25 protein-coding genes and 1 pseudogene are annotated in these 24,533 nt (G+C 62.8%); 18 read left to right on the top strand and 8 right to left on the bottom strand.

Features of this window, described 5'->3' with window-relative positions; genetic code table 11:
- Nucleotides 1-16 precede the first annotated feature (16 nt).
- A complete protein-coding gene (gene ilvN / locus ACYG97_RS12670) occupies nt 17-589 on the top strand; it encodes an acetolactate synthase small subunit (protein WP_023668352.1) in 573 nt (190 codons plus the stop codon).
- Nucleotides 590-600: 11 nt separating this feature from the next.
- On the opposite strand, the gene ACYG97_RS12665 is transcribed toward ilvN, so the two are convergent.
- The gene (locus tag ACYG97_RS12665) at nt 601-981 is read right to left on the bottom strand and encodes a metalloregulator ArsR/SmtB family transcription factor (protein ID WP_023702997.1); all 381 of its coding nucleotides are present in this window, start codon (nt 979-981) and stop codon (nt 601-603) included.
- Between the two features lie 156 nt (nt 982-1,137).
- Here ACYG97_RS12665 and ACYG97_RS12660 point away from each other — a divergent pair, with 156 nt between their 5' ends.
- The 7 genes from ACYG97_RS12660 to ACYG97_RS12630 all read left to right on the top strand — a co-directional run bounded on the left by ACYG97_RS12660 (nt 1,138) and on the right by ACYG97_RS12630 (nt 9,030).
- Entirely contained in the window at nt 1,138-1,821 is a 684-nt protein-coding gene (locus ACYG97_RS12660; protein WP_460221582.1) for a hypothetical protein, read from the top strand.
- Between the two features lie 229 nt (nt 1,822-2,050).
- The gene (locus ACYG97_RS12655; RefSeq protein WP_023733837.1) at nt 2,051-2,647 is read left to right on the top strand and encodes a LysE family translocator; all 597 of its coding nucleotides are present in this window, start codon (nt 2,051-2,053) and stop codon (nt 2,645-2,647) included.
- Nucleotides 2,648-2,871: 224 nt separating this feature from the next.
- Nucleotides 2,872-4,167: an efflux RND transporter periplasmic adaptor subunit gene (locus tag ACYG97_RS12650; protein WP_023733836.1), complete on the top strand. Its 1,296-nt coding sequence runs from the start codon at nt 2,872-2,874 to the stop codon at nt 4,165-4,167.
- Nucleotides 4,164-7,325, top strand: a complete 3,162-nt coding sequence (locus tag ACYG97_RS12645) for an efflux RND transporter permease subunit (RefSeq protein WP_023733835.1) — start codon at nt 4,164-4,166, stop codon at nt 7,323-7,325. Before ACYG97_RS12650 ends, ACYG97_RS12645 begins: the two co-directional genes overlap by 4 nt.
- A 64-nt stretch (nt 7,326-7,389) precedes the next feature.
- Entirely contained in the window at nt 7,390-8,013 is a 624-nt protein-coding gene (gene nthA, locus ACYG97_RS12640) for a nitrile hydratase subunit alpha (protein WP_023733834.1), read from the top strand.
- Nucleotides 8,010-8,669 carry a nitrile hydratase subunit beta gene (gene nthB / locus ACYG97_RS12635; RefSeq protein ID WP_023733833.1) on the top strand — a complete coding sequence of 220 codons (660 nt, stop codon included), beginning with the start codon at nt 8,010-8,012 and terminating at the stop codon, nt 8,667-8,669. Before nthA ends, nthB begins: the two co-directional genes overlap by 4 nt.
- Nucleotides 8,656-9,030, top strand: coding sequence for a nitrile hydratase accessory protein (locus ACYG97_RS12630; protein WP_023714737.1), 375 nt, complete (start codon nt 8,656-8,658; stop codon nt 9,028-9,030). Before nthB ends, ACYG97_RS12630 begins: the two co-directional genes overlap by 14 nt.
- Nucleotides 9,031-9,071: 41 nt before the next feature.
- On the opposite strand, the gene ACYG97_RS12625 is transcribed toward ACYG97_RS12630, so the two are convergent.
- On the bottom strand, nt 9,072-9,374 hold the full coding sequence (locus ACYG97_RS12625; protein WP_023714736.1) for a hypothetical protein: 303 nt from the start codon (nt 9,372-9,374) through the stop codon (nt 9,072-9,074).
- 242 nt (nt 9,375-9,616) lie between these two features.
- On the opposite strand from ACYG97_RS12625, the gene ACYG97_RS12620 reads away from it, so the two are divergent.
- Nucleotides 9,617-10,744 carry an ATP-dependent DNA helicase gene (locus tag ACYG97_RS12620; RefSeq protein ID WP_023668361.1) on the top strand — a complete coding sequence of 376 codons (1,128 nt, stop codon included), beginning with the start codon at nt 9,617-9,619 and terminating at the stop codon, nt 10,742-10,744.
- A 20-nt stretch (nt 10,745-10,764) separates the two neighbouring features.
- Here the strand turns inward: ACYG97_RS12620 and ACYG97_RS12615 are convergent, their stop codons facing one another.
- Complete coding sequence (locus ACYG97_RS12615; protein ID WP_023682069.1) at nt 10,765-11,184, bottom strand: SpoIIAA family protein; 420 nt, start codon at nt 11,182-11,184, stop codon at nt 10,765-10,767.
- 112 nt (nt 11,185-11,296) lie between these two features.
- Here ACYG97_RS12615 and ACYG97_RS12610 point away from each other — a divergent pair, with 112 nt between their 5' ends.
- The 4 genes from ACYG97_RS12610 to ACYG97_RS12595 all read left to right on the top strand — a co-directional run bounded on the left by ACYG97_RS12610 (nt 11,297) and on the right by ACYG97_RS12595 (nt 17,166).
- Nucleotides 11,297-12,037: a pyridoxine 5'-phosphate synthase gene (locus tag ACYG97_RS12610; RefSeq protein WP_023714735.1), complete on the top strand. Its 741-nt coding sequence runs from the start codon at nt 11,297-11,299 to the stop codon at nt 12,035-12,037.
- A 77-nt stretch (nt 12,038-12,114) separates the two neighbouring features.
- The gene (locus tag ACYG97_RS12605) at nt 12,115-14,028 is read left to right on the top strand and encodes a potassium transporter Kup (protein ID WP_352519585.1); all 1,914 of its coding nucleotides are present in this window, start codon (nt 12,115-12,117) and stop codon (nt 14,026-14,028) included.
- 141 nt (nt 14,029-14,169) lie between these two features.
- Entirely contained in the window at nt 14,170-16,089 is a 1,920-nt protein-coding gene (locus ACYG97_RS12600; RefSeq protein ID WP_286459217.1) for a potassium transporter Kup, read from the top strand.
- 36 nt (nt 16,090-16,125) lie between these two features.
- Nucleotides 16,126-17,166: an SDR family oxidoreductase gene (locus ACYG97_RS12595; RefSeq protein WP_023668370.1), complete on the top strand. Its 1,041-nt coding sequence runs from the start codon at nt 16,126-16,128 to the stop codon at nt 17,164-17,166.
- 50 nt (nt 17,167-17,216) lie between these two features.
- On the opposite strand, the gene ACYG97_RS12590 is transcribed toward ACYG97_RS12595, so the two are convergent.
- Nucleotides 17,217-18,107, bottom strand: coding sequence for an SDR family oxidoreductase (locus ACYG97_RS12590; RefSeq protein WP_023727713.1), 891 nt, complete (start codon nt 18,105-18,107; stop codon nt 17,217-17,219).
- A gap of 139 nt (nt 18,108-18,246) precedes the next feature.
- Here ACYG97_RS12590 and ACYG97_RS12585 point away from each other — a divergent pair, with 139 nt between their 5' ends.
- Both ACYG97_RS12585 and ACYG97_RS12580 read left to right on the top strand, forming a co-directional pair.
- A complete protein-coding gene (locus tag ACYG97_RS12585) occupies nt 18,247-18,654 on the top strand; it encodes a winged helix-turn-helix transcriptional regulator (protein WP_023690335.1) in 408 nt (135 codons plus the stop codon).
- A gap of 75 nt (nt 18,655-18,729) precedes the next feature.
- A pseudogene (locus tag ACYG97_RS12580) lies at nt 18,730-19,965 on the top strand (FAD-dependent oxidoreductase); the annotation flags it as partial.
- On the opposite strand, the gene ACYG97_RS12575 reads toward ACYG97_RS12580, so the two are convergent.
- Nucleotides 19,928-20,686: a glutathione S-transferase family protein gene (locus tag ACYG97_RS12575; protein ID WP_023733831.1), complete on the bottom strand. Its 759-nt coding sequence runs from the start codon at nt 20,684-20,686 to the stop codon at nt 19,928-19,930. The pseudogene ACYG97_RS12580 and the gene ACYG97_RS12575 overlap by 38 nt on opposite strands.
- A gap of 1 nt (nt 20,687) precedes the next feature.
- Nucleotides 20,688-20,993 carry a Rieske (2Fe-2S) protein gene (locus tag ACYG97_RS12570; protein WP_033003984.1) on the bottom strand — a complete coding sequence of 102 codons (306 nt, stop codon included), beginning with the start codon at nt 20,991-20,993 and terminating at the stop codon, nt 20,688-20,690.
- Nucleotides 20,994-21,088: 95 nt separating this feature from the next.
- Here ACYG97_RS12570 and ACYG97_RS12565 point away from each other — a divergent pair, with 95 nt between their 5' ends.
- From ACYG97_RS12565 to ilvC, 3 genes are all read left to right on the top strand, one after another.
- Entirely contained in the window at nt 21,089-21,547 is a 459-nt protein-coding gene (locus ACYG97_RS12565) for a MarR family winged helix-turn-helix transcriptional regulator (protein ID WP_023668376.1), read from the top strand.
- Nucleotides 21,548-21,690: 143 nt separating this feature from the next.
- On the top strand, nt 21,691-22,356 hold the full coding sequence (locus ACYG97_RS12560) for a TetR/AcrR family transcriptional regulator (RefSeq protein WP_460221581.1): 666 nt from the start codon (nt 21,691-21,693) through the stop codon (nt 22,354-22,356).
- Nucleotides 22,357-22,379: 23 nt separating this feature from the next.
- Entirely contained in the window at nt 22,380-23,399 is a 1,020-nt protein-coding gene (ilvC, locus tag ACYG97_RS12555; RefSeq protein ID WP_013531065.1) for a ketol-acid reductoisomerase, read from the top strand.
- Between the two features lie 81 nt (nt 23,400-23,480).
- On the opposite strand, the gene ACYG97_RS12550 is transcribed toward ilvC, so the two are convergent.
- Nucleotides 23,481-23,765, bottom strand: a complete 285-nt coding sequence (locus ACYG97_RS12550) for a PilZ domain-containing protein (RefSeq protein WP_023685169.1) — start codon at nt 23,763-23,765, stop codon at nt 23,481-23,483.
- Nucleotides 23,766-23,934: 169 nt separating this feature from the next.
- A complete protein-coding gene (locus ACYG97_RS12545) occupies nt 23,935-24,528 on the bottom strand; it encodes a BA14K family protein (RefSeq protein ID WP_023733828.1) in 594 nt (197 codons plus the stop codon).
- Between the last annotated feature and the right edge of the window lie 5 nt (nt 24,529-24,533).

Below are 24,533 nucleotides of genomic sequence, written 5' to 3'. Positions count from 1 at the left end.
AATCGAGATTCATGTCATGAACGCACAGCTTCAACCGACCGGCTCCGCCTATTTCATCGCCAAGGAAACGGAAAAGCCGGAGAACCACACGCTCTCCGTGCTGGTCGACAATGAGCCCGGTGTGCTTGCCCGGGTCATCGGCCTCTTTTCCGGCCGCGGTTATAACATCGAGAGCCTCACCGTCTCCGAGACCGAACACGAGAAGCACCTGTCGCGCATCACCATCGTGACGCGCGGCACGCCGCATGTGCTGGAGCAGATCAAGCACCAGCTCGAACGCATCGTACCGGTGCATCGCGTCGTCGATCTCACCGTGCGCTCGCACGAGTTCGGCCAGGAGCGGCCGCTGGAACGCGAGTTGGCGCTGGTCAAGGTCGCCGGCACCGGCGAAGCCCGCGTCGAGGCGCTGCGTCTGGCGGACGCTTTTCGCGCTTCGGTCATCGACGCCAACACCGAGCACTTCATCTTCGAGATTACCGGCAAGGGTTCGAAGCTCGACCAGTTCATCGCCATCATGAAGCCGCTCGGCCTGGTCGAGATCTGCCGCACCGGCGTGGCGGCGATGAACCGCGGCCCGCAAGGGATGTAGTCTCAGTCCAACTATTTTACCGGCTTGGGATCGACCTTGCCGCTCGCCAGATTCTTACTCTCCCTTTTGATCGGGCGCGATACCGGACAGACGTCCTGGACGAAGCCGTTCAGCGTGTTAACCAGATTGTTCTGGACCAGCGAGTAGCGGATGAATTGTCCCTGCCGCTCCCTGGCGATGAGGCCGGCCGTCTCCAGGATGCTCAGATGCTGCGAGATCGACGGCTTCGACATGTCGAAGCGCGCCGCGATCTCGCCCGCGGTCAGCGAGGAGTGGGCGAGATAGGCGAGGATCTTGCGCCTCGGCTGCGATGACAGCGCCTCGAACACGCGCTGTATGGCGCTGCTTGCCCCGATAGCCGTGTCGCCATCCGCTGCATTGTCTTCGATCACCGCCTGCCTCTGTCGTTTCGCTTCCGGTATTTAGTCTATTGCCTAAATACCTAAATCGGAATAGTAGATAGTTAGCTTATTGCCTAAATAAGCGCCGGCGCGCCGGAAGGCAAGGCTCTTTGGTCCGGAAATGTTTCCTGCAGAGGAGGGGTACCGATGAAGACCATATCCACAGGCAGAATGATCTCGCAGCCCTTGAGCGATGCCGAAGATGGCGAGGTCGTCTGGATGCCGGCCAAGTCGATCTGGGTCGGTGCGATGACGCTGATTGCGTTGGTGTTCGGGCCGCTGACCTTCAGCTGGAGCGCTTTCGCCCTGTTCGTAGCGACGACGGCGGTGACGATCTGCGCCGGACACTCGGTCGGCATGCATCGCCTGCTCATCCATCGCTCGTTCAAGGTTCACATCTGGCTCAAACACGCGCTGGTCTATCTCGGCACGCTCGTCGGCATGGCCGGTCCGTTCGGCATGATCTATGCGCATGACATACGAGACTGGGCGCAGCGCCAGACGGCTTGTCACGACCTGCACGCCCACCGCCGGCCTTTCTTCACCGACGCTTTCTGGCAAATGCATTGCGCCGTAGCGTTGCGCAATCCGCCTGACTTCGTCATCGAGCCGTCGATCAGAAACGACCGCTTCTACAAATTCGTCGAGCGGACCTGGATGCTGCAGCAACTGCCGTGGGCGATCCTTTTCTTGCTGCTCGGCGCGAGAGTTTCCACGGCAATCACCATGCGTTTCCCGAATCCGCAAAGCTCGGCCTGGAACGCGGGCAGATCGATCTCGGCTGGCTCTTCATCCGCATCCTGGCTGCCCTCGGCCTCGCGCATGGCGTGAAGCTTCCCGGGAACACGCCGAGGCGCAAAGGCCTGCGGCGTGTGGCTGGCCGTCAGGAGGCGGCCGCCGCTCCCAGCCTGTTGTCGGCGCGGCCCCACGGCAGGTAGACTGTGCCGGCGTGGCTGGCTCGGATAGACGGATCACGGCGGAGCGCTTTGGATCAATCGAATGAAGTTGCGTCCAACGCCCTGTCGACTTAAGTCAGCATTGCTGACCTTTGTGAGCCGTCATGACCCTCGACGCTTTCCTTGCCCTTTTGGTCTACGCCTTCGTGACCTCGATCACGCCGGGGCCGAACAACGTCATGCTCTTGGCGTCGGGCGTGAATTTCGGCCTCGTCAGAACCATTCCGCATATGCTGGGCATCAGCATGGGTTTCCTGGTGCTGTTGCTTGCCGTCGGCTTCGGCCTGGGCGCGGTGCTGACGGCGTTTCCGGCCTTGCACGCCGGATTGAAGATCGCCGGCGGCGCCTACCTGCTCTATCTCGCCTGGAAGATAGCCATGTCGCGCTCGCTGTCCAGCAAGGGTGAGACGGAGGCACGGCCGATGCGGTTCATCGAGGCAGCCGCATTCCAGTGGGTCAATGCGAAAGCCTGGGTGATGGCGATCACCGCCATGGCCGTCTACTCCAATCCGGGCCACCCGTTCCTGTCGGTGGCGCTGATCGCGATCGCCTTCACCGTCGTCAACCTGCCGAGCGTCTCGGTGTGGGCCGGCTTCGGCACAGCGCTGCGCGGATTCCTGTCGGATCCGGTGCGGCTGAAATGGTTCAACATCGCCATGGGCGTGCTCTTGGCGGCGACGCTCTGGCCGATGCTGAAATAGACCCATCCGGCCTGAAATCTCAACCGCATCCTGGCTGGTTTTCCGACTGCTGAGCCGGCTGCATAGTCATTGTGCAGTGCACATTAAATCTTCGTAATGCCGTGTTTTGGCCCTTTTCCGACAAATGTGCGTTCTATCTACTTCGGCGAGATCGCGGCAAGCGCCGTGATTGGGTAGAATGAGACCACCGGGTTCGGCGTGTCGGATCATAGGGCTTTTAGTCGATGCGCGGAAAAGTCGTTCTGGCGGTGGTGGTGGCGGCGGCCTGTGTCGCCGCGGCATGGGTCTATTTTTCGCCGGCGGCAATGAGCAGTCTGCAGCAGATGCTGCCGGACGCCAGGCAGGCGGCAGCAACGGACAAGCCGGCTGGATCGGACAAGGCTTCGGCCGACAAGGCTGGGGGCAAATCCGGCGCCGGCGGTAATGCCGCCCGTTCGGCCTCGATCGTCTCGGCCACCGCGACAATGGCCGATTTTCCGATCCGCCGTTACGCCATCGGCTTCGTGTCTTCGCCGGCTGTGGTCAACATCAATGCCCGCGTGTCCAGCCAGATCGTGTCGATCGACGTCAACGACGGCCAGATGGTGAAGGCGGGCGACCTTTTGTTCTCGCTCGACGACCGGGCGCTCAAGGCGCAGCTTGCCAAGGATCAGGCGACGCTCGCCAAGGACCAGGCCCTGCTGACCAGTTCGGGCTCCGACCTCCAGCGCGCCAAGGATCTCGTCGCCAAGCAGGCCGGTACGCAGCAGACCTACGACCAGGCGGTGGCGGCGCAAAAGGCTGCCGCGGCGACGGTCGATGCCGACAAGGCGACGATCGACGCCGACAATGTCCAGCTCGGCTTTGCCAGCATCAAGGCGCCGATTGCCGGCCGGCTGGGCGCGGTCAACGTTTCGGTCGGTGACCTCGTTACCTTGAGCAACGGCAACTCGAGCACGGCCACGCCGCTGGTGACGATCACCGAGATGGATCCGCTGCAAGTCAACTTCAACCTGCCGGAGAGCAACCTGGCGCTGCTGCACAAGGCGCTGGCCAACCCGCAGCAAGGCGCGGTGACGCTGACCAAGGATGGCGATCCGACGCCGATCGGCAAGGGCACGCTCGACTTCGTCGATTCCAGCGTCGACACCGCGTCCGGCACCATCGCGACACGGGCGAGCATTCCCAACGCCGATCTTTCACTGTGGCCCGGCCAGTATGTGAATGTCGTGCTCGACGCCGGCATCATGCCGCAGATGACATCCATCCCGACGGTCGCGGTCCAGCCCAGCCAGAAGGGGCCGTTCGTCTATGTCGTGAAACCGGACAATACGGTCGAGATGCGGCCGGTGCAGGTGGCGCTGACCGAAGGCGAAAACAGCGCCATCAGCGAGGGCGTCAAGTCGGGCGAGAAGGTTGTCGTCGAGGGCCAAACCAGGCTGAAGGACGGCGCCAGCGTGCATGAAGGCAAGGCAACTGCCGGCCGTCAGGCAGCGCCTAAGGTGGCGGAAGCCGACAAAGCCGGCGGAGCTGCCCAATGATCTCAGAATTCTGCATAAGAAGGCCTGTCGCGACGCTGCTGATGTCGTTCGCCCTCGTGCTGGGCGGGCTGTTTGCCTACAAGTTCCTGCCGGTGGCGGCGCTGCCGAGCGCCGAATTCCCGGTCGTCAATGTCTCGGCCAACCTGGCCGGCGCGTCACCCGAAACCATGGCCACTTCGGTGGCGACGCCGCTGATCAAGCAGTTCGCCACCATTGCCGGCATCGATTCCATCTCGACCAGCAATTCGCTGGGACGCACGTCCATTGCCATCCAGTTCGTGCTCAACCGGGATATCGACGCGGCGGCCGCCGACGTGCAGGCGGCGATCGCACGCACGCAGCGGCAACTGCCGCCCGAGATGACAGCGCCGCCGAGCTATCGCAAGGTCAATCCGGCCGACGCGCCGATCCTTCTGATGTCGCTGGTCAGCGACACGGTTCCGCTCACCGACCTCGACGCCTTCGCCGAAAACGTCATCTCGCCCTCGCTGTCGACCATCGACGGCGTGGCGCAGGTGTCGATCTTCGGCCAGCAGAAATATGCGGTGCGCGTGCAGATCGACCCGACGGCGCTGGCGGCGCGCGGCATTTCGATCGACCAGCTGCAGACGGCAATCGCGTCGGCCAACTCCAACACGCCGCTCGGCGTCTTGCAGAACGACAAGCAGCAGCTGACCATCACGGCCAATACGCAGCTCACCGATGCGGCGGGATTTTCCAACCTCATCATCGCCACCAAGAACGGCCATCCCGTTCGGCTGGGCGAGGTGACGCGCGTCATCGACTCGGTCGAGACCACGACGACCGCAAGCTGGTATGACGGCACGCGCGCCATCATCCTGGCGGTGCAGCGCCAGCCCGACGCCAACACGGTCGACGTCGTCGACAAGGTCAAGGCGATGCTGCCGTCGTTCAAGGACCAAATGCCGGCCGCTGCCGACATCAAGCTGCTCAACGACCGTTCGACCTCGATCCGCCAGGCCGTCGACGACGTCCAGTTCACGCTGCTTCTGACCATCGCTTTGGTGGTGATGGTGATCTTCGTCTTCCTGCGCCGGGTGACCGCAACCATCATCCCGGCCGTGGCGGTGCCGATTTCGCTGATCGCGACGCTGGGCGCCATGTTCCTGTTCGGCTTTTCCATCGACAACATCTCGCTGATGGGCCTGACGCTCGCAGTCGGCCTCGTCGTCGACGACGCCATCGTCATGCTGGAAAACATCTTTCGCCACATGGAGGAGGACGGTCTCTCGGCCTTCGATGCCTCGCTGAAGGGCGCGCGCGAAATCGGCTTCACCATCATCTCGATCTCGATCTCGCTGGTGGCGGTGTTCATCCCCGTGCTTCTAATGGGCGGCGTCATCGGCCGCATCTTCAACGAATTCGCCGTCGTGGTGACGGTCGCCATCCTGGCTTCGATGTTCGTGTCGCTGACACTGACGCCAATGCTGTGTTCGCGCTTGCTGTCGGTGACCAAGGCCGATCGCGACAAGCATGCCCCCGGCCACAAGCAGGATATCGTCACCCGCGGCTATGACCGGCTTTTGACCTTCTGCCTGCGCCACACTTTTCTGGTGTTCCTCGTCTTCGCCGGCACGGCGGCAGGGTCGGTCTGGCTGATCGAGGTCTCGCCGAAAGGCTTTTTCCCGCAAGAGGATATCGGCCAGATCTCGGTTACGACGATCGCCAGGCAGGACATCTCCTACGACGCCATGGTCAAGCTGCAGAACCAGGCGGCAAGTGTCTTCTCGCATTCGCCCTATGTCTCGCATGTCGCCTGGTCAGCCGGCGGCGGCAACAATGCGCTGAACCAGGGCCAGCTCTATGTGCAGCTGAAGGACAAGAGCCAGCGCCCCGACATCGACAAGGTGCTGTCGGATCTGCGGCGGCAACTGGCCACTGTGCCGGGGATCGATGCCTATATGCAGCCGGTGCAGAACCTGCGGCTTGGCGCGCGTTCTTCCGCCAGCGCCTACCAGCTCGTCGTTCAGGGCCTCGATACCGGCCTGACCGACACATGGGCGCAAAAGCTCAACGATGCGATGGCGGCCGATCATGCGAATTTCACCGACGTCACCAGCGATCTGCAGAACAATTCATTGCAGGCGACGCTGGTGGTCGATCGCGACAAGGCGGCGTCGCTCGGCATCGACACCGACACGCTGCGTTCCAGTCTCTATGGCGGCTTCGGCACGGAGCAGGTCTCGACGATCTTTGGCTCGGCCGACAGCTACGAAGTCATCATGGAGCTCGATCCCAACATCGAATGGTCGCCCGAGCGCATGCTGGCCATCCAGGTCAGGACGGCAAGCGGCAGCCTGGTGCCGCTCGGCGCCTTTGCCCGCGTCGACCGCACCGCCGGCGCGCTGACGGTCAACCAGCTCGGCCAGCTGCCCGCGGTGACCATCTCCTACAACCTGCCGCAAGGCGTGGCGCTGGGCGACAGCACGGCCCGCATCGCCGCGCTGAAGGAGCAGATCGGCATGCCGCCGGCGATTTCGACCAGCTTTGCCGGCACCGCCAAGACCTTCCAGGATTCGCTGGCCAATCAGGGCCTGCTGATCGGCGGCGCCATTCTGACCATCTATATCGTACTCGGCATCCTCTATGAGAGCTTCATCCATCCGCTGACCATTCTGACCGGCCTGCCTTCGGCGGTGCTGGGCGCGGTGGTGGCGCTGCGCTTTGCCGGCATGGACCTGTCCGTCATCGCGGTGATCGGCATCCTGATGCTGATCGGCATCGTCAAGAAGAACGGCATCATGATGGTCGACGTCGCGCTGGAGCTGCGACGAGAAGGCATGTCGGCCAAGGAGTCCATCCACAAGGCGTGCCTGATGCGTTTCAGGCCGATCATGATGACGACGTTGGCGGCGCTGATGGGCACGTTCCCGATCGCGCTCGGCACCGGCGCCAGTGCTGAGCTGCGCCAGCCGCTCGGTGTCGCGGTCGTCGGCGGGCTGCTCGCTTCCCAGGCGCTGACGCTGTTCGTCACCCCTGTCATCTATGTCTATTTCGAGAATTTCTCCGGCTGGCTGGTGAGCTTCTTCTCTTCGAAAAAGAACAGGCCGGAGCTGCATGCGGTCGAGAGCGGCGAGCAGGCCTCGCTGTTCGGTCCCGAGGATCGGCTCGAGCCGCAAAAGGCCGCCGCCGAATAGGCGATAGCCCGTGGCCCAAGCTGTCATACTTGCGGCCGCGTGCCGCCGATCCTAATCTGAGGTCATGTCCCATGATCATGACCACGACAATGAGCTCGACCCGTTTGCGGCGCGCGTGCGCGCGCTGGAGACCATCCTCACCGAAAAAGGCCTGATCGATCCGGCCGCAATCGACGTCATCGTCGACACCTATGAGACCAAGATCGGGCCGCGCAACGGCGCCAGGGTGGTGGCGAAAGCCTGGAGCGATCCGGCCTATGCCGAGTGGCTGAAGCGCGATGCGACGGGAGCGATCGCTTCGCTGAGCTATAGCGGCCGCCAGGGCGAGCACATGCAGGCGGTGTTCAACAGCGACGAGACGCACAACCTCGTCGTCTGCACGCTGTGCTCCTGCTATCCGTGGTCGGTGCTCGGGCTGCCGCCGGTCTGGTACAAGGCGCCGCCCTATCGCTCGCGGGCGGTTATCGATCCGCGCGGCGTGCTGGAGGAGTTCGGGCTGACCTTGCCGGCGGAGAAAAACATCCGCGTCTGGGATTCGACTGCCGAACTGCGCTATCTCGTGGTGCCGATGCGGCCTGACGGTACCGAAGGCTGGAGTGAGGACCAACTCGCCGAACTGGTCAGCCGCGATGCGATGATCGGCACGGCGGTGGCCAAAGAACCCGGGACAAAGAAGGTACCGGCATGAACGGGCCGCAGGATCTCGGTGGGCAGATGGGTTTCGGGCCGGTCGCGCCCGAAAAGGACGAACCGTATTTTCATGCGGATTGGGAGAGGCGGGCGCTCGGCGTGACGCTGACTGCCGGCGCCATGGGCGCGTGGAACATCGACGAGAGCCGGCACGCCAGGGAATCGCTGCATCCGGCCGTCTATTATTCCTCAAGCTACTACCAGATATGGATCAAAGCGCTCGAGGTGCTGCTGAAGCGCCATGGCTTCGTCAGCGAGCGCGATCTGACGGAAGGTCGGGCGGTCGATCCGGCGGCGACGCCCAAAAGGGTGTTGAAGGCCGAAAACGTTCCGGCGGTGCTGGCCAAGGGCAGTCCCTGCCACCGGCCGGTCGAGACGGCGCCGCGCTTCAAGGCCGGCGACCCGGTGCGGACAAGGAATTTCAATCCCACCGCCCACACGAGGCTGCCGCGTTATGCGCGCGGCAAGCACGGAGTTGTCGAGGCCGTGCGTGACGGTTTTGTGTTCCCCGACAGCAACGCGCATGGCAACGGTGAAAACCCGCAATGGGTCTATACCGTGGTCTTCGATGGCTCGGAAATCTGGGGCGAGGGCGCCGACCCGACGCTGACCGTCTCGATCGATGCCTGGGAGAGCTATCTTGAGCCGGCCTGAAGGTGCATTGCCGGCGGGTCTGGACGAACCGGTATTCGCCGAACCCTGGCAGGCCGAAGCCTTCGCCATGACGGTGGCGCTGCATGACAAGGGCCTGTTTTCGTGGAGCGAATGGGCCGATGCGCTGTCGGCGCAAGTGAAGAAGCCGGGCGCCGCAAGCGACGGCCACGACTACTACGAGCATTGGCTGGCTGCGCTGGAGACGCTGCTGGAGGCCAAGGGCGTCGCGGGAAAAAGTGACGTCGACACGCTCGCCGCCGCCTGGGAACGCGCCGCGCATGCAACCCCGCACGGCAAGCCGATTTTGTTGGAGAACGATCCCGGGCCGACCAGAGGTAGCGGCGGCGGCGCGAACATATAGTCCGCCTGTGGTTGGTGTTTGAAATCTGGCGGCCGATACAACTAATTTTCGACGACCATGCCTTCGTCGTCCCCATAGACAAACGCCTCAACGACGGCGAAGCGGCCACGGTTTTTGGAAATGGCGACGAAGTCGTTGTCAGCCAAGTGGAGGATCACTTGCTCGTCGCTGATGGTAACACGTTCTATGGTTCTGGCATTTTCGTCACTCAGACAGGCCGTGACCTCGGTATATATCGCGAACCCTGCGTCATCCGACAAGGAGACAACGATGCCATAACCAGGTTCGCCGATTTCGATCTTCTTTATCGACTTTCCGATCAGCCTGTCTGCGAACGACCTCATCAATATCCTCGCTTATAGGTGTCTGCGCCGATCTGCATCTCGATCATGTCCGTGATAGTGGCATTGCCCGATCTAGGTTCAAATGCCTGAATTCAAATCGTTCGTTATCCGCTTGCATGTTCACTTTACGTTCGCATTTGCGCCTGCTAGTTTGTCCCGTTGAAGGTGAGGCAATCCCATCGTTTTAAGCGGTGGTTGGCACCAAGCTTGTCTTTCTCTCGCGAATCCGGTCTGTCGAATCGATGGAATTCTCTCCCCAACAGGATGAGGCGTTGAAGGCGGTGGCGCGCTGGCTGAAAGAGGGCCGGCCGCAGGTCTTCCGGCTGTTCGGCTATGCCGGCACCGGCAAGACCACGCTGGCGCGCTATTTTGCCGAGCATGTCGACGGGCAGGTGCAGTTCGCCGCCTTCACCGGCAAGGCGGCGCAGGTGCTGCGTTCCAAGGGCGCGGTCAATGCCCGCACCATCCATTCGTTGATCTACCGGCCGAAGGGCGAGGAATCGGTGTCGGACGAGGTGACCGGCAAGACCTCGATGTCGCCGACCTTCTCGCTCAATCGGCAAAGTCCTATTTCACGGGCGAAGCTGGTGGTCATCGACGAATGCTCGATGGTCGACGAGCAGCTTGGCCGCGACCTTCTGAGTTTTGGCACGCCGATCCTGGTGCTTGGCGATCCGGCGCAGCTGCCGCCGATCTCGGGCGGCGGCTTTTTCACCGAGCATGAGCCGGATGTGCTCTTGACCGAAATCCACCGCCAGGCGCGCGACAATCCGATCATCCAGCTGGCGCTCGACGTGCGCGAGGGCCGCGAGTTCATGCGTGGCGACTACGGCACCGCGCAGGTCATCGGCAAGGAGGACGTCACCCAGGAGCTGGTGCTGAAGGCGGACCAGGTGTTGGTCGGCACCAACCGCACACGCCGCCGCTACAATCAGCGCCTGCGCGAGCTGAAGGGTTTCAATGCCGATTATCCGCAGGCCGGAGACAAGCTGGTCTGCCTGCGCAACGACCCCGCCAAGGGCCTGCTCAACGGTTCGCTGTGGAAGGTAATGACCTCGTCGCGCGAAACGGTGAAGCCGGGCATCAACCTTCTGGTCTCGCCCGAGGAGGACGATCCCGACCGCGGCGTCGCCAAGATCAAGCTGCTCAAGTCGGCTTTCGAGGATCCGGACGCCGATATCCCCTGGCAGCAGAAGAAGCGCTTTGACGATTTCGACTATGGCTACGCGCTGACCGTGCACAAGGCGCAGGGTTCGCAGTGGAACGATGTCGTGCTGTTCGACGAGAGCTGGGCGTTCAAGGAAACCCGCCAGCGCTGGCTTTATACCGCCATCACGCGGGCGGCAGAGCGCCTGACGATCGTTAGATAGCTGGCGTTAGATAGCTGGCGTCAGGTAGCAGCCGGCGCAGCAGGGCTGAGTGGCGTCGCACCCAGCCATTGCCAGGCATCCGCTTCATCCTCGGCCGCGAAGTGCCTGAACTCGATGGGTGGCGAAGCCGGAAGGAAGTTCCGCGCATCCGCTATCCAGTCGGGCTCACCGATCGTCGCGCACCGGGCGATATGCTCTAGCGCATGAACCGTACCTTGTTTCAGCGTCTCGTCGTCCATATCGATCCAGTCGACGCCCTCATGGTCGACCAGCCGCACCAAGACGTCGATCCTCGGGTGCAGCGCGTAGGCAGCCTCCAGCAATCCGAACAGATTTTCGCCGTCGGCGGCAGAGACATGGCCGACGACGTCGATGGCGAAAAGGTCCTCACGGTCGGTTTCGAGGCGGCGGATTGCGGGCACGGACTGGAGAAAATTCATTGGCTGGGTTCCCCCTTGCGAGCAGATGTCATCACTGGAACACCCGAAAGCCCCTGTCTGTTCCCATCAAAGGCAGTATAGATGCGCTGCACAAACAGCCGGACCTCACGCCATGCCCGCGAAACTCTCGGTCAATCTCAACGCCATCGCCATGCTGCGCAACCGCCGCAACCTGCCATGGCCCAGCGTCACCGGGCTCGGCCGCCTGGCGTTGGCGGCCGGCGCGCACGGGCTGACGGTTCATCCGCGGCCCGACGAGCGCCACACCAGGCATTCCGACCTGCCGGAGATCCGGGCGCTTATCGACGACGAGTTTCCCAAGGCGGAATTCAACATCGAGGGCTACCCGACCGAGGATTTTCTGGCGCTTGTGGAAAGGCACCAGCCGGAGCAGGTGACGCTGGTGCCCGACGATCCGGCGCAGGCGACATCGGACCATGGCTGGAACTTTGCCGCCGAGGCGGCGTTCCTTAACCCGATCGTCAAGCGTCTGAAAAAAGGGGGCTTCCGCGTGTCGCTGTTTTCCGATCCGGATCCCACCGGCGTCAATGCCGCGCGCGACACCGGCGCCGACCGCATCGAGCTCTATACCGGGCCCTACGGCAGCTACCATTCCGATTCCGCCAAGGCGCGGAAGGAGCTGGAAAGATTGGGAAAAACCGCGGATGCCGCAGTCGCCGCCGGGCTCCAGGTCAATGCCGGGCACGATCTGGTGGTGAACAACCTTCCGGCATTGGCAAAGCGCATTCCGGCATTGGCCGAAGTGTCTATCGGACACGGGTTGACAGCCGATGCGTTGGAGTATGGCATGGCCGGCACGGTGGGGCGGTTTCTGAAGGCTTGCGGTTGGTAGCGGTGGAAGGCTCGTGTCGAAGGTGATATCGCATGACAGCAAGCAAGGCGCACCGCGCGGTGATCGGGGAGTAGTCGATGGCTCTTTCCAGCATCGGTAGCGAGGCTGAACCCGTCGAACAACCGAACCACTCCCACACTGAACAGCACAGCACCAAAGTTCTGATGCTGGGCGCGCTTGGCGTCGTCTATGGCGATATCGGCACCAGCCCGATCTATGCCTTCCGCGAGGCGCTTCACGCTTCGCCTGGTACCGACACGCGTATAGATGTCCTGGGCGTGCTGTCGCTGATCGTCTGGGCGCTGACGATTATCGTCACCATAAAATACGTCGCTTTCGTGCTTCGCGCCGACAACAAGGGCGAGGGCGGCACGCTGTCCCTGATGGCGCTGGCGCGCAGCGCCTATCCAAAAGGCGCCAAGCTTATCCTCGGCATCGGACTTTGCGGGGCGTCGCTTTTTTTCGGAGACGCTATCATAACTCCGGCCATTTCCGTGCTGTCGGCAGTTGAGGGCCTGGAAGTGGTGACACCGACGCTGGAGGCCTATGTCGTTCCGATCACCTTGGTCATCCTGGCATTTCTGTTCTCCGTGCAGCGCTTCGGCACGGGGAAGGTGGCGGCAGTATTCGGGCCGGTGACGGCGCTATGGTTCCTGGCCATCGGCGTTTCCGGGCTCTACCACCTGATGGATGATCCTTCGGTGCTGTTGGCGATCAACCCGTATTATGCGATCGCCTACTTAGCCGGCACGCCGACCGCCGCTTTCGTGACCGTTGGTGCAGTGTTCCTGGCGGTAACGGGGGCCGAGGCGCTTTATGTCGACCTTGGACATTTCGGGCGCAAGCCGATCGTGCTCGCGTGGTTTTCCGTGGTGTTTCCTTGCCTGCTGCTCAACTACTTCGGCCAGGGCGCCTTTGTATTGGCGAATGGCGGCAGGCCGACCAATCCATTCTTCGAGATGTTGCCGGATTGGGCGCTGATGCCAATGGTCGGCTTGGCAACGGCCGCCACCGTGATCGCCAGTCAGGCGGTGATCTCGGGTGCTTTTTCGCTGGCACGTCAGGCAGTGCAACTCAACCTGCTGCCCCGCATCGAGGTGCAGCACACGTCCGAAATGCAGAGCGGCCAGATTTATATGCCGCGCGTCAACCTGCTCATCGCCATGGGAGTGATGCTGCTGGTTGTCGGCTTCGGCAGCTCGAGTTCGCTGGCTTCCGCTTACGGAATTTCGGTGACCGGCGAGATGCTGATGACAACCATTCTGCTGTTCGTTGTCATGCGCAATTTGTGGAAATGGCAGCTTGGGCTCGCCCTGGCATTGGCGCTGCTGTTCGGCACCATCGACATGGGTTTCTTCCTGGCGAATGTCGTCAAGATCGTGGAAGGCGGATGGGTGTCAATATCCGTTGCCTGCCTCATGGGGCTGATCATGACCACCTGGATACGCGGCAGCCGCTATCTCTTCGACAAGACCCGGCGCAACGAAATCCCGCTCGATTTCCTCGCCGGCAATCTGCTGAAGAAGAAGCCGCAGCTGGTGTCCGGCACCGCCGTGTTCCTGACCAGCGATCCGCAAAGCGCGCCGACAGCGCTGATGCACAGCCTGAAGCACTACAAGGTGCTGCACGAGCAGAACGTCATTCTGTCGGTGGTCACCGCACCGCAGCCGCTGGTGCCCGACAGCGAGCGGGTCAAGATGGAGACAGTCAACGAGTTGTTCATGCGGGTGACGCTGACCTTCGGCTATATGGAGCAGCCCAACATTCCGCGCGCGCTGGCGATCTGCCGCAAGCAGGGCTGGAAGTTCGACATCATGACGACGTCGTTCTTCCTGTCGCGGCGCTCGCTCAAAGCATCGCCCAATTCCGGCATGCCGGTGTGGCAGGACAAGCTGTTCATCGGGCTCGCCCGCTCGGCGGCCGATGCGACGGAGTATTTCCAGATCCCGACCGGACGTGTGGTCGAGATCGGCACGCAGGTGGCGATCTGAGGTTTCCGGCAGCCTTTGACGCCACGCACCGGTCATTGCGGGGCAAGCCCTGCGCTGGGAACATGGTAGCCCTACCGTCACGGCACTTGATATTGCATCGCAGCAAGCGTAGAGCACCGCGCGCTTATCGGAGTGTCGTCCATGGCCCTTACCAATGCTGGTATTGAGGCAGAACCCGTCGAACAATCGAGCCATCCCGAAATCGAACAGCACAGCACCAAAGTTCTGATGCTGGGCGCGCTCGGTGTGGTCTATGGCGACATCGGCACCAGCCCGATCTACGCCTTCCGGGAAGCGCTTGTTGCGTCCTCCGGCGGCGAAATCGCCGAGCGCGGCGATATTCTGGGCGTGCTGTCGCTGATCATCTGGTCGTTGACGATTATCGTCACCATCAAATACATCATGTTCGTGCTCAGAGCCGACAACCGAGGCGAGGGCGGCGTGCTGTCGCTGATGGCGCTGGCGCGCGGCAGTTTCCCGACCCGCTCGGCGATCATCCTGGCCATCGGTATTGTCGGCGCGTCATTGTTCTTCGGTGACGCCGTCATCACGCCGGCAATCTCGGTGCTTTCGGCGGTTGAAGGCATGAATGTCGTTACCCCGACCTTCCAGCCCTACGTCGTGCCGCTGACGCTGGTCATCCTGGCGATCCTGTTTTCGGTGCAGCGCTTCGGGACCGGCGGTGTGGCGCTGATCTTTGGCCCGATCACGGCGGTCTGGTTCCTGGCTATCGGTCTTTCGGGCTTGAACCACATCATCGCCGATCCCGAAATCCTGTGGGCGGTCAGCCCGCACTACATCGTCGCCTTCCTGATCAATTCGCCCGATGTCGCCTTCGTCACCATCGGCGCCATCTTCCTCGCCGTCACCGGCGCCGAAGCGCTTTATGCCGATCTCGGCCATTTCGGCCGCAAGCCCATCGTGCTCGCCTGGCTGGCCATCGTGTTTCCCTGCCTGCTGCTAAACTATGCCGGGCAGGGCGCTTTCGTGCTGGCGAAGAACGGTCACGTCGGCCATCCATTCTTCGAGATGAACGAAGGCTGGACGCTGATCCCGATGGTGGTGTTGGCAACCGCGGCGACGGTCATCGCCAGCCAGGCGGTCATATCGGGCGCCTTCTCGCTGACCAGGCAGGCGGTGCAGCTCAATATGCTGCCGCGCCTCGAAATCCTGCACACGTCGGAACGGCAGTCGGGCCAGATCTACATGCCGCGCGTCAATGTTTTGCTGGCGTTGGCGGTGATGTTGCTGGTCGTCGGTTTCGGCGAATCGAGCAAGCTCGCCTCTGCCTATGGCATCTCGGTGACCGGCAACATGTTGGTGACGACGGTGCTGCTGTTCGTCGTCATGACCCGCATCTGGAAATGGCGGCTGTGGGTGGCCGTCGCCATGACGGCGCTGTTCGGCTTCATCGACATCGGCTTCTTCGCCTCCAACATCGTGAAGGTGTTCGAGGGCGGCTGGGCGTCGCTTGCGGTGGCCTTCACCATCGTTCTGGCGATGTGGACCTGGGTGCGCGGCAGCCGCTATCTGTTCGACAAGACCCGGCGCAACGAAATCCCGCTCGATTTCCTCGCCGGCAATCTGCTGAAGAAGAAGCCGCAGCTGGTGTCCGGCACCGCCGTGTTCCTGACCAGCGATCCGCAAAGCGCGCCGACAGCGCTGATGCACAGCCTGAAGCACTACAAGGTGCTGCACGAGCAGAACGTCATTCTGTCGGTGGTCACCGCACCGCAGCCGCTGGTGCCCGACAGCGAGCGGGTCAAGATGGAGACAGTCAACGAGTTGTTCATGCGGGTGACGCTGACCTTCGGCTATATGGAGCAGCCCAACATTCCGCGCGCGCTGGCGATCTGCCGCAAGCAGGGCTGGAAGTTCGACATCATGACGACGTCGTTCTTCCTGTCGCGGCGCTCGCTCAAGGCATCGCCCAATTCCGGCATGCCGGTGTGGCAGGACAAGCTGTTCATCGGGCTCGCCCGCTCGGCGGCCGATGCGACGGAGTATTTCCAGATCCCGACCGGACGTGTGGTCGAGATCGGCACGCAGGTGGCGATCTGAGGGGTCTCGAAGGGATAAATCGTCGAGGAGGCTAATATGAGCGGCGAATTGGTGCTGGTCACCGGCGGGTCCGGCTTCCTCGGCGCTCACTGCATCCTCGAACTGTTGAAGGCCGGCTACCGCGTCCGCACCTCCGTGCGATCGGCCAGGCGCGAAGCCGATGTGCTCGCCATGCTCAAGGCAGGTGGCACGGAGCCCGGTGACGCCCTTTCATTCGCCCATGCCGATCTGATGGCCGACGCAGGCTGGCCGGCGGCGGTGGCCGGCTGCGATTACGTGCTGCATGTCGCATCGCCTTTTCCGCCCGGCGTGCCCACGCATGAGGATGACCTGATCCTTCCGGCGCGCGAGGGCGCGTTGCGCGTGCTGCGGGCGGCGCGGGATGCCGGGGTCAGGCGCGTCGTGCTCACCTCATCCTTCGCGGCCGTCGGCTATGGCAAGATGCGCGCGGATGGGCAGCCTTTCAACGAGGAAAACTGGACCGATCCGGCAGGCAAGGTCAGCGCCTATGTGAAGTCCAAGACGCTCGCCGAGCGCGCGGCCTGGGATTTCATCGCCGAGCAGGGCGGCGCGCTGGAGCTTGCGGTCGTCAATCCCGTTGGCATCTTTGGACCGGTGCTCGGCGCGGACCATTCGACCTCGACCGAATTTGTCCAGCGCATGCTGAACGGCGCCGTGCCTGGGCTGCCGCGCCTGTCCTTCGGCGTCGTCGACGCGCGCGACGTGGCGGATCTGCATGTTCGCGCCATGACCCACCCCGCCGCCAAGGGCGAACGGTTCCTCGCTGTCGCCGGCGATTTCATGACGGTGCGCGAGATCGCGCAGACCCTGAAGACGCGGCTCGGGCCGGCGGCGTCGCGCGTCTCGACGCGGGAGTTTCCCGATTGGCTGGTGCGCATCATCGGGCTGTTCAATCCGGAAGCGGCACAACTCGCAACGGAACTGGGCAAGATCAAGAACGCCACCAACGCCAAGGCGGTGCGCGTGCTCGGCTGGGCGCCACGCTCGCGCGAAGATGCGTTGACTGCCACGGGCGAAAGCCTGATCCGGCTGGGACTGGTCAAGCGACGTAAGTAATTGTGCAGGAGGCCGAATCGTAAGGGCTCGGCGTCCCGCAACGGCAGCTTTCAGCCGGCCAGTGCAGCCTTGTTCGTCTCCAGAAACTGCTTCAGCGGCACCGACTTTCGGCCGGAGAGTTTTTCGACCGCGTCGGTCACCATGCCGAGGTCACCTGCGCGGGCGGCGGCGTCGAACGACACCAGCACCTTGGCGAAGGGTTCAGGCAGGCCGGCCGACTTCATTCCCGCGGTCAGGGCTTCGTCGGAAAGCTGGATGACCTGGATCGGCTTGCTGGTGACCTCGGTGACCAACGCCGCCACTTCGGCAGCCGTATACGCACTGGGGCCGGTCAGCGTGTAAGTCTCGCTTTCGCTGCTGTCCGAGGCGAGCCCCGCGGCGATGGCCGCCGCGAAATCGTCACGCGTGCCGTAGGAAATGGCGCCGTCGCCGGCGGAGGTGTACCACTGACCCGACGCCAGAACCTGCGGCAACGCCATGAACAGGTTCTCGTTATACCAGCCATTGCGGAAGATCGTGTAGGGGATCCCGCTCGCCTTGATCGCCTGTTCGGTGTCGTAGTGGTCGGGCGCGAAAACAACCGGCGAACCAGGCTCGGGGTTGGGCATCGAGGTGTACAGCAGGTGGCCGACGCCAGCCTGTTTGGCCGCCGTCACCGCCGCAAGCTGCTGCTCGCGCCGCTTCCCCTGTACCTCAAGTTCGTTGGTCGAGATGACGAGTGCCCGGTCGGCTCCCGCGAAGGCCTCGGCAAGCGATTGCGGGTCGTTGAAGTCAGCGGCTCTGACGACGACGCCGCGCACCGCCAGATCGGCAAGGTTGGCGGGTGTACGGGTGGTGGCGATGATGCGGTTTGCGGGGATCTTTAATGTGTCCAGCAGGTGGTTGATGACGCCGCGGCCAAGCTGGCCGGAAGCGCCGGTGACGAGAAGGGTTGCGGTCATGGGGGATCCCTGAAATTGCGCCGGGTGGCGGGTGCTTCTGACAGTCTCAAAAAGAGACCAGCACTAAAATAAGAATTGACCGGCCACCGTAAAGAAGGCAGTTTTTAGGGAGGTAGGCACCGCCAGGGAACCAGCAGCCATGGACGGCAAGGTCGTCAATCTGAGAACCAAGCTCAATATATTCAAAGCCACCAGCGATGGCGCAAACATTGCCGATTGCCCGGTTCGCGACGTGATGCAGGGCGTGAACGGCAAATGGAGTTCGCTGCTGATGGCGGCGCTCGCCGAGCAGCCCTATCGTTTCGGCGAGTTGCGGCGCCTGGTGCCCGACATCTCGCAGCGCATGCTCACCCAGACGCTCCACGATCTGCAGCGCGACGGCTTTGTTCATCGCGAAGTGTTCCCGACCAAGCCGCCAAGCGTCGAATACAGCCTGACCGATCTCGGCCGTTCGATGTTCGGCGCCTTGCATCAATTGATCCTGTGGGCCGAACTCAACCATGGTGCGGTGCGCAAGGCGCGCGCTGCCTTCGACGCCGGTGGCTGATATTTTGGTCCATGCAGCAGCGGCTTGATTTGACAATGGCGCTGAAGGATTGTCCCGCCAGTGGTTGGGCGGGCAATGGAAAAATCTCTAGACATCGCGATTGCGGGCGCCGGCCCGGCGGGGCTCGCCACCGCGCTATATCTCAAGCGCGCGGGCCACAACGTCACCATCTTCGAACGTTTCGAGGAACCCAAGCCCGTCGGTTCCGGACTGATCCTGCAGCCGACCGGGCTGAGCGTGCTCGCAGATCTCGGCCTGCTGGACGACATTCTGGCGCTGGGGAGCCGCATCGAGCGTCTGCATGGCGCCGATGCCTCGACCGGCCGCACCGTGCTCGCCGTGCGCTACGATGCGCAGCCTGGCGGCCGTTTCGGGCTGGCGGTGCACCGGGCGGCGTTGTTCAACGTGTTGTTCCGCGCCGCGCACCGCCAAGGCATCGCCATGGAAACCGGTGTCGAGATCGAGGCGCTGGACGTCGGTGAGCGGGCAAGCCTGATCTTCGACAAGAGCCGAACGGTGGAGGGCCGCAGGGCAGGGCCGTTCGACCTCGTCGTCGACGCCAGCGGCTCGCGTTCGAAGCTGCGCCGGTGCCTCAACGATCCGGCCGAGCCGCGGCAGCTCACTTACGGCGCGTTCTGGGCCTCGCTCGGCTGGCGCCAAGGCTTCGACGAAAATGCGCTGCTGCAGCTCTACGACAAGGCCAGCGTGATGATCGGCGTCCTGCCGATCGGCCGACTGGAACCGGGCGCGGAAAAGATGGCGGCGTTCTTCTGGAGCCTGAAGCCGGCGGATGCCGAAAACGTGCGCGCGGCAGGGCTCGACGCCTGGAAGGCGAGACTGGTCTCGCTGTGGCCGCAATGCGAGGCGTTCACCAGCCAGATCGACAGCTTCGACCAGCTGTCGCTGGCGCGCTACGGCCACCACACGATGAAGCTGCCGGCCGGCCGCAGGCTGGCCGTGATCGGCGATGCCGCGCATTCGACCAGCCCGCAGCTCGGGCAAGGCGCCAACATGGCGTTGCTCGACGCGGCAGCACTCAGCCATGCCTTGGCACAAACGGGCAACGTCGAGGCAGCGCTGGAAAGCTACGCCCGGGCGCGGCGATGGCATGTCCGAATCTTCCAGCTGCTGTCGCTGGCGCTGACGCCGTTCTACCAGTCGGACGGCACGATGCTGCCCTTCTTCCGCGACAGGCTGGTGGCAACCATCGCCAAAATCCCGCCAGTGCCAAGCGTGCTTGCCTCGATGGTGGCCGGCACGCTGATCGATCCGTTCAGGCGGATCGGGCTAGAGGAGGTGCACTGGCCAGATCATCCGGCGGGATCAGGGTCGAGAGAAGCGAATTTCTCGCACGCAGGAATAGACGCAGCCGCTGCGGATAGTCCGGCGCCACGGCACCCTTGATCGAGGCGCGTTCGCTCAACGCCTTGCGCCAGGCCTGGACCAATGGCTTGCCGTCCAGAATGCCGAAATTGCCGATCCGGTCGAAGGCGTCGAGATAGCGGAAGACCGGGCCGTAGACGGCATCGACGAGGCAAAAGCACTCGCCATTGAACCACGGTCCGGCCTGGTCGGCCAGTTCGTCCTCCAGACGATCGAACATGGCCGAAAGTGCCGTGGACTCTGCCAGGAAGGCGGCCTCCGTCGAAGCCGAGTAGAACCGGCCGATGGCGTTCAATGTCGCCGAGCCGAACTCGATCCAGGCGCGATGCCGGGCACGGGCGTAGGCGTCGGCCAGATGCAGAGGATTGGCTTGCGTCTCCTCGAGGAATTCGAGAATGACGGCGGATTCGAAGATCACTGTCTCCTCGCCATTTGCCTGGACGATCAGCAGCGGCACCTTGCCCAGCGGCGAAATCGCCTTGAACCAGTCCGGCTTGTTGGCGAGGTCGATGGTGACACGCTCAAACGGCACGCCTTTCTCGGCCAGCGAGATCGCCGCGCGCTGCACATAGGGGCATAGATGATGGCTGACGAGAATGAGCTTGCCAGTCATTTCATTCTTCTCAGGCATTTCATTCTTCTCAGGCATGTCACTCTCCCCAGACATAGTTCAACGCGCCGTCCTCGACGCGCGTCGACAGGAACATCAGTCGCGACGCTTTTGGCGCCGGACCTTCAAGCCGATCGCCGCTTTCCATATCGAAGGCGGGACCGTGCCATTGGCAGACCAGCTTGCCGTCCTTGCAGTCGAGCGGCCCGCCGAAATGCAGGCAGACATTGGCCGCGGCACGGACACGCTCGCCGCTGCGCCAGACATGGACCTCGCGGCCGAAGAACGGTGCGATCAGGCTGCCCGTCTGTGGGACGTCGGCGACTTTGCAAATTTCGTGTTTCATGGATCTTTCCCGGACCGATGCAGTTGCATGCATATAGATGCAAGTGCATTGACCGTCAAGCTTGATGCAACTGCATCTACCGCCTAGGGTGGGTCATGACCAAAACAACCACGCCTTCGCCCGAAGCCGTCAAGGCCTGGGCCCGCCTGATGCGGGTTTCGCGCCAGCTCATCGAAAAGGCGGAAGAGGCTTTGAAGACTAGCGGCTTGCCGCCGCTCGACTGGTATGACGTGCTGCATGAACTCGCCGAGGCGGGTGAGGGCGGGCTGCGGCCATTCCAGCTGACCGAGCGCACACTGTTTGCGCAGTATAACATCTCGCGGCTTCTGGCGCGCCTCGAGGCAGACGGACTGGTCGAGAAGCTCAGGGCTGCCGATGACGGCCGCGGCCAGACCATCCGCATCTCGGCCAAGGGCCGTCAGACGCGGCGACGGATGTGGGCTGTCTATGGACGGTCTATTGCGGAATTGGTCGGCGCAAAACTCTCCGCCGAGGAGCTGAAGATACTGGCGAGCCTGCTTGGAGAGCTGCGCCATCCGCCCGCCGATGATTGATCCGTCAGAATCTCGTGGTTTGCCCGGCGGCTCTCACGTCGACGATTTTTCTACCTAACCCCTTGCGTCGAGCACAGGATTGCGCAATATGCCGAACCGTAACGTACGGTACGCCGTTTGAGGCGACCCGGCGACCTCATCGAATGGGCAGGAAATTGTTGCAGGCGAGTGCCGAGATCGATACCAGCGAAGTGCTGACAGAGCGGCAAACGGCCGTCCTGGACGCGGCTTTGCGGCTGCTGGTCGAGGAGGGCGACAATCTGACCATGACGGCGGTGGCGCGGCGCGCCAGCTGCTCGAAGGAAACGCTCTACAAATGGTTCGGCGACCGCGACGGATTGCTGACGGCGACCGTGCAGTGGCAGGCATCGAAAGTGCGCGTGGTGCCGGTCGACGGTGAGCGGCTCGTTCTTGCCTCGATGACGGCAAGCCTGGAAGGCTTCGCCTCGGACTGGCTAAAGGTGATTTCGAGCGATACCTCGATCGCGCTGAACCGCGTCGCGGTCGGCCATGCCGGATCCGGAAAGGACGATCTCGGCGCCATCGTGCTGGAGAATGGCCGTTTCGCGCTGGCCAGACGGCTGAAGCCGGTGCTGCTTGCCGGCAAGCAGGCCGGACTGCTCGACTTTACGGACGCCGAAATGGCGTTCCGGACCTTTTTCGGGCTGGTCGCCCGCGACGTGCAGATCCGTCTGCTGCTCGGCGACAGGCTGGAATTGACTGAAGCGGCGATCGGCGGCGATGCCGCCCGGGCGACGCAGCAGTTTCTCGCTCTTTATGGAGCAAAAACCGGGCCGCAAGGCCTCTAATCTCTGTGGGAAGGAAGCAAAAGATGCGTGTCTATTACGATCGCGACGCCGATCTCAATCTGATCAAGGGCAAGAAGGTCGCCATTATCGGCTATGGCAGCCAAGGCCGGGCGCACGCGCTCAACCTCAAGGATTCCGGCGCCAAGGAAATCGCCATCGGCCTCAAGGCGGGATCGGCGACCGCCAAGAAGGTCGAGGCTGATGGCCTGAAAGTGATGAGCGTGGCGGACGCTGCCAAATGGGCCGATTTGATGATGATGGCGACGCCTGACGAATTGCAGGCCGACATCTACAAAAACGAAATCGCGCCAAACATTCGTGACGGCGCCGCGATTGCCTTCGCGCACGGCCTCAACGTGCATTTCGGCCTCATCGAGCCGAAGTCGACCGTCGATGTCGTCATGATCGCGCCGAAAGGCCCCGGCCACACGGTGCGCGGCGAATACCAGAAGGGCGGCGGCGTGCCGTGCCTGGTCGCCGTCAACCAGGATGCTTCCGGCAATGCGCTCGATCTCGCTCTGTCCTACGCCTGCGGTGTCGGCGGCGGCCGTTCGGGCATCATCGAGACCAATTTCCGCGAGGAATGCGAGACCGATCTGTTCGGCGAGCAGGTCGTGCTCTGCGGCGGCCTGGTCGAACTGATCCGCGCCGGTTTTGAGACGCTGGTGGAAGCCGGCTATGCGCCCGAAATGGCCTATTTCGAGTGCCTGCACGAGGTCAAGCTGATCGTCGACCTGATCTATGAAGGGGGCATCGCCAACATGAACTACTCGATCTCGAACACGGCCGAATGGGGCGAATATGTCTCTGGCCCGCGCATTATCACCGCCGAGACCAAGGCCGAGATGAAGCGCGTGCTGAAGGACATCCAGACCGGAAAATTCACCTCGGAGTGGATGCAGGAATACCGCGCCGGCATGTCGCGCTTCAAGGGCATCCGCCGCAACAATGACAGCCACCAGATCGAGGAAGTCGGCGCCAAGCTGCGCGCCATGATGCCCTGGATTTCCAAGAACAAGCTGGTCGACAAGGCCAAGAACTAACCCGCAGTCGTCGGGATTGGGAGCAAAGAGCCGGCGGAGCGATCCGCCGGCTCTTTCATGCCGGTTTATTGATCAGGACGCTCAGCCATAGTGCCAATGCGGCTTCGGCTCGGTGCCGGTGAACTCGACGCCGATGCGGTCGTCGCGGCGCCAGCGCACGATGGCCTTGTAGCCGATGCCGTCGACCGGCACATAGAGCAGGAACTCGTCCGGCACGCGCGCGTCTATAGACACTTTCAGCTCGGCGCCGCCGGCATGCATGTTGCGCACCGTGCACTTGACCTCGGAATTGGTGAGGCCGGTCAGAATCGTCGCGCCTTTCAGCACGCGCTGCCGGTGTTTGTTTCGCAATTCGTTGTCGGCCATGACGGCACGTCCTTCGCGACCGGATCGGCGCGATCGTCAGATGGGGCACGATATCACGGATAGGCTGAGCCGATAAACATATGGTTAGCGGTGACCGAGACCAGCCGTCTTTCCCAAATGAAAACGGCGCCGCGATGGGGCGGCGCCGTCGTGTATTGTCGTTTATAGTTCAGCTGTAGGGCGACCAGCATTGCTGGCGCGGGCCACCATAGGGCTGGAACGTGTTGTCCCAGGCCCGGTAGGACCGATAGCGGTCGTAGCACCACTGGACATGGGCGCTGGACAGACGCTGCGTGCGGTAATAGCGGCGGGGCGCCGGCTGCACGTAATAGCCGTCATTGTAATAGCCGTTGTTGTAGTAGCCGTTGTTGTAGATGCTGCCGAGGCCGAGACCCAGGCCGAGGCCGAGAACTGCTGCGGCGCCGGTGTCAAAATCACGGCCGCGATGGTGGCGGTGATGGCGCCAGCGCCAGTTGTCGCCGCCGTTCCAGTTGCCGCCATTCCAGTTGCCGTTGTTCCAGTTGCCTGACCGGGCAAAGCGACGGCCGTCGTGGCGGCGCCACTGCCAATCGTTGAAGGAGCGGCGGTCATTGCCGCCCGCCCAGCTGTCGCGAACCGGTGTGATGTCAGACAATGCGGTGCTTGCCGGCACCGACAAGTCCGGCTGCAGGATCGGGCCCGCGGCGGATGGCGCCGTGAGACCCGAGAAAAGACCGAGCGCTAACAGCCCGGATTTGACTGTGGACGAAAAGAGCGAGCTCATTGCAC

The organism is Mesorhizobium sp. W067 (genome assembly GCF_054719525.1).
Note: the sequence above shows the minus strand (reverse complement) of the source record. Positions and strands in the feature narration are given on the sequence as shown.